Source organism: Sphingomonas sp. GW821-FHT09B04, assembly GCF_059418285.1.
The window spans coordinates 213,710-225,677 of the sequence record NZ_JBWKPO010000006.1; the positions used below are offsets into that span (position 1 = coordinate 213,710).

General features: G+C 64.4%; 15 protein-coding genes. 10 read left to right on the top strand and 5 right to left on the bottom strand.

The window, feature by feature from the left end; translation table 11 throughout:
- Window positions 1-34: 34 nt before the first annotated feature.
- On the bottom strand, window positions 35-1,006 hold the full coding sequence (locus AC07NK_RS19045; RefSeq protein ID WP_495172195.1) for an AraC family transcriptional regulator: 972 nt from the start codon (window positions 1,004-1,006) through the stop codon (window positions 35-37).
- 134 nt (window positions 1,007-1,140) lie between these two features.
- Here AC07NK_RS19045 and cobA point away from each other — a divergent pair, with 134 nt between their 5' ends.
- The 5 genes from cobA to AC07NK_RS19070 are packed head-to-tail and all read left to right on the top strand — an operon-like array spanning window position 1,141 to window position 5,045.
- Entirely contained in the window at window positions 1,141-1,938 is a 798-nt protein-coding gene (gene cobA / locus AC07NK_RS19050) for a uroporphyrinogen-III C-methyltransferase (protein WP_495172196.1), read from the top strand.
- Window positions 1,935-2,231, top strand: a complete 297-nt coding sequence (locus tag AC07NK_RS19055; RefSeq protein WP_495172197.1) for a DUF2849 domain-containing protein — start codon at window positions 1,935-1,937, stop codon at window positions 2,229-2,231. Before cobA ends, AC07NK_RS19055 begins: the two co-directional genes overlap by 4 nt.
- A gap of 1 nt (window position 2,232) precedes the next feature.
- Entirely contained in the window at window positions 2,233-3,864 is a 1,632-nt protein-coding gene (locus AC07NK_RS19060) for a nitrite/sulfite reductase (RefSeq protein ID WP_495172198.1), read from the top strand.
- A complete protein-coding gene (locus tag AC07NK_RS19065; RefSeq protein ID WP_495172199.1) occupies window positions 3,857-4,285 on the top strand; it encodes a DUF934 domain-containing protein in 429 nt (142 codons plus the stop codon). Before AC07NK_RS19060 ends, AC07NK_RS19065 begins: the two co-directional genes overlap by 8 nt.
- Window positions 4,278-5,045: a phosphoadenylyl-sulfate reductase gene (locus AC07NK_RS19070; protein ID WP_495172200.1), complete on the top strand. Its 768-nt coding sequence runs from the start codon at window positions 4,278-4,280 to the stop codon at window positions 5,043-5,045. The genes AC07NK_RS19065 and AC07NK_RS19070 overlap by 8 nt, the downstream gene beginning before the upstream one ends.
- A gap of 39 nt (window positions 5,046-5,084) precedes the next feature.
- On the opposite strand, the gene AC07NK_RS19075 is transcribed toward AC07NK_RS19070, so the two are convergent.
- Window positions 5,085-5,753 (bottom strand): hypothetical protein, encoded by a 669-nt coding sequence (locus tag AC07NK_RS19075; RefSeq protein ID WP_495172201.1) that lies wholly within the window; start codon window positions 5,751-5,753, stop codon window positions 5,085-5,087.
- Window positions 5,754-5,861: 108 nt separating this feature from the next.
- On the opposite strand from AC07NK_RS19075, the gene AC07NK_RS19080 reads away from it, so the two are divergent.
- The gene (locus tag AC07NK_RS19080; protein WP_495172202.1) at window positions 5,862-6,710 is read left to right on the top strand and encodes a hypothetical protein; all 849 of its coding nucleotides are present in this window, start codon (window positions 5,862-5,864) and stop codon (window positions 6,708-6,710) included.
- 342 nt (window positions 6,711-7,052) lie between these two features.
- Here the strand turns inward: AC07NK_RS19080 and AC07NK_RS19085 are convergent, their stop codons facing one another.
- The gene (locus tag AC07NK_RS19085) at window positions 7,053-8,567 is read right to left on the bottom strand and encodes a replicative DNA helicase (protein ID WP_495172203.1); all 1,515 of its coding nucleotides are present in this window, start codon (window positions 8,565-8,567) and stop codon (window positions 7,053-7,055) included.
- 95 nt (window positions 8,568-8,662) lie between these two features.
- Between AC07NK_RS19085 and AC07NK_RS19090 the strand changes: the two genes are divergently transcribed.
- From AC07NK_RS19090 to dcd, 4 genes are read left to right on the top strand one after another with little or no spacing between them, the layout of a single operon-like run.
- Window positions 8,663-9,145: a UPF0262 family protein gene (locus AC07NK_RS19090; RefSeq protein ID WP_495172204.1), complete on the top strand. Its 483-nt coding sequence runs from the start codon at window positions 8,663-8,665 to the stop codon at window positions 9,143-9,145.
- Window positions 9,146-9,198: 53 nt separating this feature from the next.
- The gene (locus AC07NK_RS19095) at window positions 9,199-9,840 is read left to right on the top strand and encodes a GH25 family lysozyme (RefSeq protein ID WP_495172205.1); all 642 of its coding nucleotides are present in this window, start codon (window positions 9,199-9,201) and stop codon (window positions 9,838-9,840) included.
- Window positions 9,837-10,289, top strand: a complete 453-nt coding sequence (locus tag AC07NK_RS19100) for a cytidine deaminase (RefSeq protein WP_495172206.1) — start codon at window positions 9,837-9,839, stop codon at window positions 10,287-10,289. Before AC07NK_RS19095 ends, AC07NK_RS19100 begins: the two co-directional genes overlap by 4 nt.
- Window positions 10,290-10,327: 38 nt before the next feature.
- A complete protein-coding gene (gene dcd, locus AC07NK_RS19105) occupies window positions 10,328-10,882 on the top strand; it encodes a dCTP deaminase (RefSeq protein ID WP_495172207.1) in 555 nt (184 codons plus the stop codon).
- Window positions 10,883-10,960: 78 nt separating this feature from the next.
- Here dcd and AC07NK_RS19110 read toward each other — a convergent pair whose 3' ends face one another.
- A complete protein-coding gene (locus tag AC07NK_RS19110; RefSeq protein WP_495172208.1) occupies window positions 10,961-11,326 on the bottom strand; it encodes a tetratricopeptide repeat protein in 366 nt (121 codons plus the stop codon).
- 200 nt (window positions 11,327-11,526) lie between these two features.
- Window positions 11,527-11,955: an ExbD/TolR family protein gene (locus tag AC07NK_RS19115; RefSeq protein ID WP_495172209.1), complete on the bottom strand. Its 429-nt coding sequence runs from the start codon at window positions 11,953-11,955 to the stop codon at window positions 11,527-11,529.
- Between the last annotated feature and the right edge of the window lie 13 nt (window positions 11,956-11,968).

The following is an 11,968-nucleotide window of genomic DNA, read 5'->3' on the forward strand; positions in this document are numbered from 1 at the left end:
GGCCGCGCAGCGCTGACCGTCGCGTCACAGTCGATCAGGAGTCGCGCAGCGCCCCGCGCAGCGCACGATAGTCGCCCGGCGTCATGCCATAGGTCTCGCGGAACAGCCGGCCGAAATGCGCGGCGTCGCAAAACCCCCAGCGCTCGGCGAGCACCGCGATCGGCTCGCGCGTTGCAGGCTGGCCAAGCAACTGATGCACCCGCTCAAGCCGACGCTTGCGGATATAGGCATTCACCCCGCCCTCCGCGCTGAACAGCCGGTAAAGTGTCGAACGCGAAATCCCCAGCCCGCGCGCGAGCGACGCCGTGTTCAGTTGCGCCGATCCCAGCCGCGCGTCGATCGCCGCCAGCGCACGCCGCCGGGCCGCGTCATCCCGCGCCTCACCGGAGACCGCGACCGGCCGGCCTTCCATCGCAAGCGAGACGGCGAGCAGGTCCATCAGCACGCCTTGCATTCGCACGCTCTGCGATACCGGAATATCATGCACCGATTGCTGCAACTGGCGCAGATGCGTGCGCAGCAGCGCCGATCCGTCGGGGGAGATCGCCGCGCCATGCAGCCCCCGAACCGGACCGAGCACCGATTCCGCCAGCGCGCGCGGGATCATCAGCAGCGCCGTGTCAGATCGTTCGGAAAAGTGGCTGCTTGGCTGGGCCAGATCGACGAGGATCGTACTCCCGTCCACCGCGGCGAAGTCGCCGCAATCGGCATCGCCCTGAGCCGCACCGGCAAACCGGACATTGACCGTCAGCCAATCGACCCCGTCGGCGCGGGCCATTGCGGCCGAGCGCACCCAGGTCTGCGAGCAGAAGGTCGAAAAGCCGATCTGGATCCCGCCGAGCGCAAAGGACTGGGAGCGGGTTTCAAACGTCTCGTGAGCGCGCGTCTCGAACAGGCGTCCGAATGACGACGGACGCGAATGCCAAAGATCACGGCGCGCATGTTCCTCGACCACGTCGGTCGAGAAATGCTGTACCTGAATTGCCGGATCGGAACCTTGCCCCACATCTTGTCGGTATCAGAAATAACTTGGACCAACAACGCGTTACCCACGTGTCCTCAGTCCCGGCAAAGTTCGCCTTCCGCCCCCCCAAGCAACCATCGGTTGCCGGACACGTCACTGCGGACCATCTGCCGTCCATGGTTTCCCTGCTCGATCCCTCTGCGCGCGGTCGCGTGATTCTGGTCGGCGCGGGTCCGGGCGATCCGGGCCTGCTGACCGTACACGCCGTCGAAGCGCTCAAAGCGGCCGACGTGCTCGTCCATGACGGTCTTGTCGATTCGCGCGTGCTCGACCTCGCCCCCCAGGCGCACCGCATCTGCGTCGCCAAGCGCCGTTCGAAGCACACCGTGCCGCAGGACGGCATCAATGCGCTCATCATCGCGCATGTGAAGACCGGCGCGATCGTCGTCCGGTTGAAGGGCGGCGACCCCTTCATCTTCGGCCGCGGCGGCGAAGAGGTCGAGGCGGTCCGCGCCGCCGGCCTGCCCGTCGAGGTGATCCCGGGCGTCAGCGCCGCGCTCGGCGGTGCGGCTGAGGCGATGCTCCCGCTCACCCATCGCGATTGGTCGAGCGCGGTCACCTTCGTCGCCGGCCAGTGCAAGGGGCTGACCGATCAGGACTGGTCGGGCCTCGCCGGCAAGGGCCGCACCCTCGTCATCTACATGGGCGTCGCGACCTGCCCCGACATCGCCGAAAAGCTGATGCGCGACGGCGTCGCCCCCGACATGCCCGTCGCGGTGCTCGAACGCGCCACGCTCGAAGGGAGCCGCGCGATGCGCACCCTGCTCGCCGACCTCGGCCCGATGGTCGAGCGCGAGAAGGTGCAAAGCCCCGCGATCATCGTGGTGGGCGAAGTGGTCGCGCTCTCCGACGCGCAGGACAAGCTCGCCAACTGGGCGAAGAAGGCCGAATTGATGCACGGATTCGACGCATGAAGCTTCTCACCGGAAACGATCTCGCCAGCGGCGATGTCACCTGGTGGACCGGCAATGGCTGGTCGCGCCACGTCGAAGACGCCGCCGATGTCGGCGATCAGGGCGAAGCGATCGCCCATGCCGAAGAAGGCGCGCGCCGCGTCAACGGCCCCTATGTGATCGACGCGACCGTAACCCCCGAAGGCCCGCGCCCGGCGCATATCAAGGACCGCATCCGCGCGCTCGGCCCGACCGTGCGCCCGGACCTGACGCTCAAACCCGCCGACCCGAACGCCGGCAGCTGGGTGATCTGAAATGTACAAATACGACGAATATGACCACTCGATCGTGGCAAGCCGGGTCGAGGAATTCCGCGATCAGGTGAACCGCCGCCTCGCCGGCCAGATCACCGAGGACCAGTTCAAGCCGCTGCGGCTGATGAACGGCCTCTACCTGCAGCTTCACGCCTATATGCTGCGCGTCGCGGTGCCCTATGGCACGCTCGACAGCCGCCAGATGCGGATGCTGGCGCACATCGCGCGCAAGTACGACCGTGACTACGGCCATTTCACCACGCGCCAGAATATCCAGTATAACTGGATCAAGCTCGAGGACGCGGCCGACATCCTCGCCGAGCTGGCGACGGTCGAGATGCATGCCATCCAGACCAGCGGCAACTGCATCCGCAACATCTCGTCGGACCAATATGCCGGCGCCGCCGCGGACGAGCTGACCGATCCGCGCCCCTGGGCCGAACTGCTGCGCCAGTGGAGCACTTTCCACCCCGAATTCAGCTATTTGCCGCGCAAGTTCAAGATCGCGGTGATCGCCGCGGATGAGGATCGCGCCGCGATGCGCCTCCACGATATTGGCCTTCAGATCGTCGAGCGCGACGGCGTCCATGGTGTCGCCGTCTATGTCGGTGGCGGCATGGGCCGCACCCCGATGATCGCGCCGCTGATCAAGGACTTCGTGCCCTTCGACGACTTCGTCAGCTACATGGAAGCGTGCCTGCGCGTCTACAATCGCTACGGCCGCCGCGACAATATGTACAAGGCGCGGATCAAGATCCTGGTGCACGAGATCGGCGCGGACACATACCGCGACGAGGTCGAGGCCGAGTTCGCCGAGGTCAAGAAGCTCGGCATCGATCCGCCCTATGCCGAATTCCAGCGAATCGCCGCCCATTTCGCTGATCCGGCGTTCGAGACCGGCCTCCCGGTCGAAGCCGACCGCAGCGATCCCGACTTCGCGGTCTGGCTCGACCAGAACGTCGCCGCGCACAAGACGCCGGGTTATGCGATCGTCAACATCAGCCTGAAGCCCGTCGGCGGCATCCCCGGCGACGCCACCTCGGCGCAGATCGACCTGATGGCCGACCTTGCCGAGCAGCATAGCTTCGACGAGCTGCGCGTTACCCACGCCCAGAACATCGTGTTGCCGCACGTCGCTGTGCGCGACCTTCACCACATTTGGGAACGGCTGCGCGAAGCTGGCCTGGCCGAAGCCAATCTCGATCTCATCACCGACATCATCGCCTGCCCCGGCCTCGATTATTGCTCGTTGGCAAATGCCCGCTCGATCCCGCTCGCGCAGAAGATCGCCACGCGCTTTTCGGACATCGGCCGCCAGCGCGAACTCGGTGAACTGAAGCTCAAGATCAGCGGCTGCATCAACGCCTGCGGCCATCACCACGCCGGCCATATCGGCATCCTCGGCGTCGACCGGAAGGGCGTCGAGAATTACCAGCTCTCGCTCGGTGGTTCGGGCGCGGAGGATGTGTCGCTCGGTCAGATCACCGGCCCCGGCTTCAGCGAGGACGGCATCGTCGATGCGGTCGAGAAGGCGACCGACGTCTATCTCGCCCAGCGCGAGACCGGCGAACGCTTCGTCGATACCTATCGCCGCATCGGCATGGCCCCGTTCAAGGAGGCGATCTATGGGTGATTCGTACCTGCGCTTCCGCAACGACGAGACGCATGACGAGCCCGCAGTGACGCTCGACGCGTTCCTCGGCCAATCCAACGCCACCGCGGTCCGCATCGAAAGCGGCGAGGATGCGCGCGCGCTCCTGCCCTATCTCGACCGGCTGTCGTTGGTCGAAGTCAGCTTCCCCAAGTTCCGCGACGGCCGCGGCTACAGCTCGGCGCGCATCCTGCGCGAAGCCGGGTATACCGGCGAGCTGCGCGCGCAGGGCGATGTGCTGGTCGACCAGATCCCGCTGATGCGCCGCTGCGGCTTCGACAGCTTCGCGCCCGAGGCAGAGGTCGACGAAGCCGTGCTGGCGGCGTCGCTTGCCCGCTACGACCATGTCTATCAGGCGGCGGCCGACCCCGCCGTGCCGGTATGGAAACGGCGGCATGGCTAGCGTGGCACGCCAGATCGACCGCATCGATACGGCTCCGGCCTTCACGGAGCGAGACGCGTTGCGCCTCAACAACCTCTTCCGCGGCGTCTCCACGACTGAGATGCTGCGCACCGTCCTGACCGAGCAGATGGCGGGCGATGTTGCGATCGTTTCCTCGTTCGGCGCCGAATCCGCGGTCCTCCTCCACCTCGTCGCCAGCATCGATCCCTCGGTCCCGGTGATCTTCCTCGATACCGGCAAGCATTTCCCCGAGACGCTCGCTTATCGCGACCAGCTCGTCGCGCGCCTCGGCCTTACCAATTTGCGCATCGTCACGCCTGATGCCGAAGTGATCGCGAAGAAGGACGAAACCGGCCTGCGCTGGTCCTACGATCCCGATGGCTGCTGCGAGATTCGCAAGGTGATCCCGCTGGAGAAGGCGATGACCGGGTTCGACGCCAGCCTCACCGGGCGCAAGGCGTTCCAGGCATCGACCCGCAACGCGCTCCCCCGGTTCGAGGTGGACGGCGCGGGCAAGCTCAAGGTCAACCCGCTCGCCGACTGGACCAAGGCCGATCTCGACGCTTATTTCGTCGAGCATGATCTGCCGCCGCATCCGCTGGTGGCCGAGGGCTATCCCTCGATCGGCTGCGCGCCTTGCACCAACAAGGTGAAGCCGGGCGAGGACGCGCGCTCGGGCCGCTGGGCCGGATGGGACAAGACCGAATGCGGCATCCATACGCCCGTAGCGGACGGCGATCCCGACCAGCCGATGTTCTGAGCGTCGTTTGAGGCGGTGCCGGTCAGTGCCGCAATCAAGCTAGGTAAACAGCGGCGAGGTCAGCAGCACGACCACCAGGCTCTCCACCATCGCGATCGATGCAAACCCGAATCCCGCAAGCAGCCCGCGCTTGAGATGCTGCGCGAACCAGCGCGCCTGAACCACGCCAAAGGCAATCAGCGAGACCGCGCCGACGGCTAACCCGGTGATTCCCGCCCATAAAGGGTGCAGCTGGAGCAGGATGCCGGCGACGCTCAACATCAGCGCGAACGGCGCTGCGGCATAGCATTGCGCGTAAAAGGGGCGGCGCAACGAATTGCGCGTCAGTCCGTGACGCTGAAGCCGCACCATCCGCGCCGCGAAGATCAGCGGAAAGATGCTGAAGATCACCAGCCGCATCAGCAACAGGCTGGTGTCGTCGGTGACGAGCGCCGCCAGTCCCCGCTTGCTCGCGATCAGCGGGCTGTCCCCGACCACCACCAGCTCCAGCCCGTGCGCCAACAGTAGCGACAGGAGCAGGAACAGCGGCGGCCGCAGCGTATCGGTATATTGCTGCTCATCGGCCTGACCCAGTTCGCGGTCCGAATAGTCCATCATCGCGAGCGGTCGGGTCAACGTGCGCCACAGCGTGACCGGATAGAAGATCAGCCACGACATCACTTCGTAGAGCAGCTCATCGAGCGACTTGAGCATCGCCATGAAATTCATCGCTACCGGACCTTTCGCCTTTGCCTCGGCATTTCTAGGATTATCATGCGTCGCATCGCCGCGACTCGACAAGATTCAAACGCTTACCGTTGGCACAGGAGCATTCCGATGAACCGTTTCAGCGTTCTCGCCGCCGCCGCGATCACCACCGGCGCATTCGCCTCCCCCGCACTCGCGCAGAACATTCCCGAAGACCTGCGCGACATGGTCTATGCCCGCGCCGGACAGGCCGAGGCTGAGTTGCAACGGCGCGGCTATGTCGCGGTTCGCACCGAGACGGGCAGCGACCGCAAATGGACCAACTGGTGGAATGCCGATCGTCGCCAGTGCGTGTCGATCGTGACGCGCAACGGCCGCTATGATTCGATCGTCACCGCCCCCGCGCCCGATTGCCGCGGCGGCGATCGCCCCGGACGCCCCGACCGGCCGGGTTGGGACGATCGTCCCGGGCGCCCGGATCGTCCAGGCTGGGATGACCGCCCCGGCCGTCCGGACCGCCCCGGCGGCGGCCCGAACTGGCCCGGTGGCCGCCCGATCTCGCTCGGCCTGGTCTGCTTCGGCGAAGGACAAAAGCCCGCCGCTGCCAATCGCTGGGGCTGGCAGTGGAACTGGAACAGCGGCCGCTATGATTTCGGCAATCGTACCCAGCTGACGACGCAGCAATTCGATGCATCCGTGATGATCCAGCTCTGGGATGGCGGCGGTCGCATCCGCCTGCCCCGCTCACTGATCCCCCCGATCCACTCAGGCGGCACGGCGCGCGATGGTTGGTGGGACCTGTACGACGTCTCTCAGGACCGCGGCCAGATCCGTGCCACCTATCGTCTCAACGGCCCCAACAAGCCGCGCGTGACGATCGACCGTCGCAGCGGCCGCATCCGGATTCAGGGCATCTACAATTACGGCTTCAACGGAAGCTGCGACACGATCGACGGACGCCAGCACGAACGTTTCTGAAGCGGTTTCGCCGGTCGCTGCGTCTCGCGCGCCATCCGTCGCGATGCGGCGGCCGGCTTTGCTGCCAATCTTCCCCTGCCGTTGGCAGGGCGCCGCAGCGTACCGCCCCCCGGCGCGCCGATTCCTTGGAATGTCCCCGACTATCTTGTCCGCGACGGCTTACGCCGGGCTTGCAATGTTGGATTTCGCCTGCTGCAATTCCGTCGCCGGAACCCGGCCGCTCCTTGAACCGTCGATCACCCTCGGTTGACAGCCGCCGCATACAACCCGCCGAATCTGTCAACTATGTCAACCGCTCGCGCGCGTGTGGCAGTGTGACTTTTGGGACTTTTGCTTCTGCGATCAGTCGCCGTAAGGCGCGCCCATATCGCCGGCATAGTCGCTGAACCGCGTGATATTCGGCTCGAACTTGAGCGTCACCTTGCCGGTCGCGCCGTGACGCTGCTTGGCGATGATCAACTCGGCGAGGCCGAACACGCGCTCCATGTCCCCGGCCCATTTCGCGTGATCTTCGAACGTCTTGGCATCATCGCCCTCACGCGGGCGCTTGGGTTCGCGCGCGGCAACGTAATAATCCTCGCGATACACGAACCACACCATGTCGGCGTCCTGCTCGATCGACCCCGATTCACGCAGATCCGACAGCATCGGGCGCTTGTCCTCACGGCTTTCGACGGCGCGGCTCAACTGGGACAGCGCGATCACCGGCACGCCGATATCCTTGGCCAGCGTCTTGAGGCCGCGGCTGATTTCCGAGATTTCCTGAACGCGGTTGCCGTCGCGACTGTTGCCGCTGCCCTGCAGCAGCTGGAGATAATCGACGACGACCAGACCCAGCTCACCATTGTGCTTGGACTGAAGCCGGCGCACGCGGCTGTGCAGCGCGCCGATCGTCAGGCCGGCAGTATCATCGATATAGAGCGGCAGCGTTTCCAGATCGGCGGCGGCGCGCGCGAGCTGGGAAAACTCCGTCTGACTGATCCGGCCCATACGCAGCGATTCGGACGAGATCTGCGATTGCTCAGACAAAATGCGCAGCGCCAGCTGGTCGGCCGACATTTCGAGACTGAAGAATGCGACTTTTGCGCCGACCGACTTTTTCGGTTCGATGCCAAGGCGGGTGTCGTCCATGAAACGCCGGGCGGTGTTGAACGCAATATTGGTGGCAAGCGAGGTTTTGCCCATGCCCGGACGCCCGGCCAGGATGATCAGATCCGAATGGTGCAGGCCGCCGATCCGCGTGTTGATCGATTCGAATCCGGTCGTGATACCCGCCAGACCCGTGCCCGAGCTCTGGGCGCGCTTCGCCATTTCCAGTGCGACCTTGGTCGCCTCGTTGAATGACTTCACCGTGTTGGCGGTCCCGCCGTCGGCAGCGACCCGGAACAACGCCTCTTCCGCGCGGGTGATCTGTTCGCGCGGATTGACGTCCTCACTGGTGTCGATCGCCTTGTCGACCATTTCCCGGCCGACTGTCACCAGCTCCCGCAACAGCGCCAGGTCATAGATTTGCCGCGCGAACTGGCGCGCACCGATCAGGCCCGCGCCCGATCCGGTCAATTGCGCGAGATAGGCGGGGCCGCCCAGCTGGCCCATCCCCTCGTCCCGTTCGAACATCGGTTTGAGCGTGACCGGTGTCGCGAGCATGTCGCTTCGCCGCAGCGTCTTGATCGCCTTGAAGATCCGGCCGTGCACCGGCTCGAAAAAGTGCAGATCCTCCAGCACTTCGAGCAGATCGTCGGCCAACCGGTTGTCGATCATCATTGCGCCGAGCAGCGCGGCTTCCGCCTCTACATTCTGGGGAAGTCGTGGAGCGGCATCCGCCGGGGCGGAAGGAATGGTTGCAAGCGTGGCCATGCGCGCCTTCTCTCACTGTGCGGTCCGCGTCTCAACCCGCAACAGGCTGTTTAACATGTGGACGAGTGCGGGGCACGGACCCTAGATGGCACAGCATGAGCGACCCGCGGATCATCGATGTCACGCTGGACGAGCGCACCATCCTGTGGCGCTCGGCGGATATCGAACAGGAGCGGCGGATCGCGATCTTCGACCTGATCGAAGAGAATAGTTTTGCCCCGCAGCGCGCCTATCCCGAGGCCTATGCGGGCCCGTACCGTATCGCGCTATCGGTGCAGGAAGGGCGGCTCCAGCTCGATATCAAGCGCACGGACGATGCACTGCTGGAAACGCTGATCCTTGGCCTCGCCCGATTCCGGCGCCCGATCCGCGACTATTTCGCGATCTGCGACAGTTACTTCCAGGCGATCCGCAACGCGACACCCGCACAGATCGAAACCATCGACATGGCACGCCGCGGCATCCATGACGATGCGGCGCGAACACTGATCGAGCGGCTGGAGGGCAAGATCGAGATCGATTTCGCAACCGCACGGCGGCTTTTCACACTGATCTGCGTGTTGCACATTAAGGCCTAGACTGGGGGACGACGAAGTTGCGGCGGGGGCTGATTTGGGCCGGGGTCATTGCATTGATCCTGGCGATCACGGGAATATTCGGCTGGCGGTTTGCGGTGAACTGGGCGCCCGCGCGTGCGCAATATGCAGTGCAGGGAATCGACGTGTCTGAGAGAAACGGCGCGATCGACTGGGCGATGGTCAAGGCGATGGACGTTGATTTCGCCTATGCCCGCGCGACCGAGGGGAGCGCGACACGCGACGCCAGCTTTGCCCAGAACTGGGCCGGGATCGAAGGCGCCGGGCTTCGCCGGGGCGCGATGCATGTTTTTTCGCTTTGCAGCGCGGCCGAGGAGCAGGCGGGCGCGTTCGTTGCGACCGTCCCGCGCAATCCCGAAGCGCTGCCCGTGGCGATCGACCTCGCTTTCCATGAAGACTGCCCCGCCCGCCCGGCGCGCGAAGTCGTACTGACCGAAATCCGCCGCCTCGCCGCGGTGATCGAGACACATAGCGGCAAGCCAGCGATCCTGCGCATCGCGCCCGAGTTCGAGAGGCAATACCAAGTCAGCGGTGCGATCCCGCGATCGCTGTGGAGCACAGGCTTCTACCGCCCCCCCGATTATTTCGCGCGACCCTGGGCAATGTGGCAGAGCAGCACGATCCGCCGTATCGATGGGATCGAACGGCCCGTGAACTGGAATGTGGTGGCACCATGAGCGACGAGATTGCGAACACCCTGATCACCGCGGCGCGCGAGGCAGCTCGCAACGCCCACGCGCCCTATTCCAACTTCGCCGTCGGCGCCGCGTTACTGATGACTGACGGCAGCATCGTCACCGGCACCAATTTCGAGAATGCGAGCTACGGCCTGTCGCTTTGCGCCGAAACCGTCGCGACCGCCCGCGCCAATGCGGAAGGCAAGCTGCGCGAAATCGTCGCGGTGGGGATCATCGGCGGGATGATGCGCGGCGGGATCGCCCACGGCACCGACCCGATCCGCCCCTGCGGCCGTTGCCGCCAGATTCTCAATGAGGCCGCACAAATGGGCGGCCGCGACCTCGCGGTCTATTGCGCCGGGGCCGAGGGGGATGCCTATGAGACCCATCGCCTGTCGGATCTGCTGCCACATGCGTTCGGGCCCGCGGACCTCGGGATCGGCGGTTGATCTTGCCGCCCGCCCAATGCCTCGCCTAGAGCTTGGCGATGAGCATTCTCTCCGACCGCTGGATTCGCGAACAGGCCACGCAACACGGCATGATCGAGCCGTTCGTAGAGGCGCAGCGACGTGAGGGCTGCATCAGCTACGGCCTCTCCTCCTACGGCTATGACGCTCGCGTCGCCGACGAGTTCAAGATCTTCACCAACATCGACAGCGCGGTAGTTGACCCGAAGGACTTTTCGTCCAACAGCTTCGTCGACCGCCAGACCGATGTCTGTATCATCCCGCCCAACAGCTTCGCACTGGCGCGCACCGTCGAGTATTTCCGCGTTCCGCGCGACGTGCTCGTGATCTGCCTTGGCAAATCAACATATGCACGCTGCGGAATTATCGTGAACGTCACTCCGCTCGAACCCGAATGGGAGGGGCATGTGACGCTGGAATTCTCGAACACCACGCCACTGCCCGCAAAGATCTATGCGAACGAAGGCGCGTGCCAGTTCCTGTTCCTGAAGGGGAATGAGGCGTGCGAAACGAGTTATGCCGACCGTGCCGGCAAATATATGGGGCAGCGTGGCGTCACCCTGCCCCGGCTTTGACTTGGCGGGCGGGTTTACACCCGCCCTGCGGGACCTGACGGGCGGGTTCGCGCCCGCCCCGACTTCTACATTGCCGTATCAGCGCGACGCTTGACGCGCAGCGTTGTCGAGCAGCCGCAAGCCGCGATGCGCGACCAGGTGCGAAGGCGCGACTTCACCATCGGCAACGTCCATCGCCACCGGATCGAGTGCCAGCACACGGTCGTAGATCGCCCGGGCCTCGCCGTTGCGGCCGGTCTTCGAATAGACCGCAGCCAGATTGAGCAGCACTTCGGGCTTGGCCGGGAAGATCTTGCGCTCAGCCAGCAGCTGATGCTCGGCGGTGGCGTAGTCGCCGTTCTGGATCGCGATCTTTGCATAGGGATCGGCGCGAACCTGCGCCTGCGCCGCCGGGATCAGCGCCAGCGGCGCCGCAAGAACAATTGAGGCAAGAACAACACGCACGACATCTTCTCCTATTTGTTACAATTCAATGACACAAAAGTGTCATTGATGTTTCAAATCGGCAAGTGCGTATGTTGCACTTTTATGACGTCAATCCGGCCCGACGCGATTGCGGAGAGTGCATGCGAAACACAGCGATGGGCACAAAAAAGGGGCGGCAAAAGCCGCCCCTTCGTTTGTCCTGATCCGGAAGGTCGAAATCAGAAGTCGTTGCGATACTGCTCGTTGCCAACGAAGCCCAGCTTCGTAACGGCCGACCGCTTGATCACCGCGAGCACTTCATCAACCGTCTCGTACCGCGCCTGCGGGTCGGGCTGGAAGTGCAGCTCGGGCTCCGGCTTCATCTGGACGCTCTGGTCCAGATACTGACGCAGCGTAAGCAGATCGATCTGGCTGCCGTTCCAGAACAAATTGCCCTGCGGATCGATCGTGATCTTGTTCTTCTGCGGCTCAACCGGCGGCGGAGTCGAAGGCTGGTTATTCTGAGGCAGATCGACCTTCACCGCGTGGGTCTGTGCGGGGATGGTGACGATCAGCATGATGAGGAGCACGAGCATGACGTCGATCAACGGCGTCGTGTTCATTTCCATCATCGGCTGGCCATCGTCTTTGCCGGCGCTCATTGCCATGATGTGTACTCCT

Bases quoted from the DNA above. Each gene is read 5' to 3' on its own strand.
- cobA (WP_495172196.1), top strand. From the start codon at position 1,141: ATGGTTTCCCTGCTCGATCCCTCTGCGCGCGGTCGCGTGATTCTGGTC.
- AC07NK_RS19055 (WP_495172197.1), top strand. From the start codon at position 1,935: ATGAAGCTTCTCACCGGAAACGATCTCGCCAGCGGCGATGTCACCTGG.
- AC07NK_RS19060 (WP_495172198.1), top strand. From the start codon at position 2,233: ATGTACAAATACGACGAATATGACCACTCGATCGTGGCAAGCCGGGTC.
- AC07NK_RS19065 (WP_495172199.1), top strand. From the start codon at position 3,857: ATGGGTGATTCGTACCTGCGCTTCCGCAACGACGAGACGCATGACGAG.
- AC07NK_RS19070 (WP_495172200.1), top strand. From the start codon at position 4,278: ATGGCTAGCGTGGCACGCCAGATCGACCGCATCGATACGGCTCCGGCC.
- AC07NK_RS19075 (WP_495172201.1), bottom strand. From the start codon at position 5,753: ATGAATTTCATGGCGATGCTCAAGTCGCTCGATGAGCTGCTCTACGAA.
- AC07NK_RS19080 (WP_495172202.1), top strand. From the start codon at position 5,862: ATGAACCGTTTCAGCGTTCTCGCCGCCGCCGCGATCACCACCGGCGCA.
- AC07NK_RS19085 (WP_495172203.1), bottom strand. From the start codon at position 8,567: ATGGCCACGCTTGCAACCATTCCTTCCGCCCCGGCGGATGCCGCTCCA.
- AC07NK_RS19090 (WP_495172204.1), top strand. From the start codon at position 8,663: ATGAGCGACCCGCGGATCATCGATGTCACGCTGGACGAGCGCACCATC.
- AC07NK_RS19100 (WP_495172206.1), top strand. From the start codon at position 9,837: ATGAGCGACGAGATTGCGAACACCCTGATCACCGCGGCGCGCGAGGCA.
- dcd (WP_495172207.1), top strand. From the start codon at position 10,328: ATGAGCATTCTCTCCGACCGCTGGATTCGCGAACAGGCCACGCAACAC.
- AC07NK_RS19115 (WP_495172209.1), bottom strand. From the start codon at position 11,955: ATGGCAATGAGCGCCGGCAAAGACGATGGCCAGCCGATGATGGAAATG.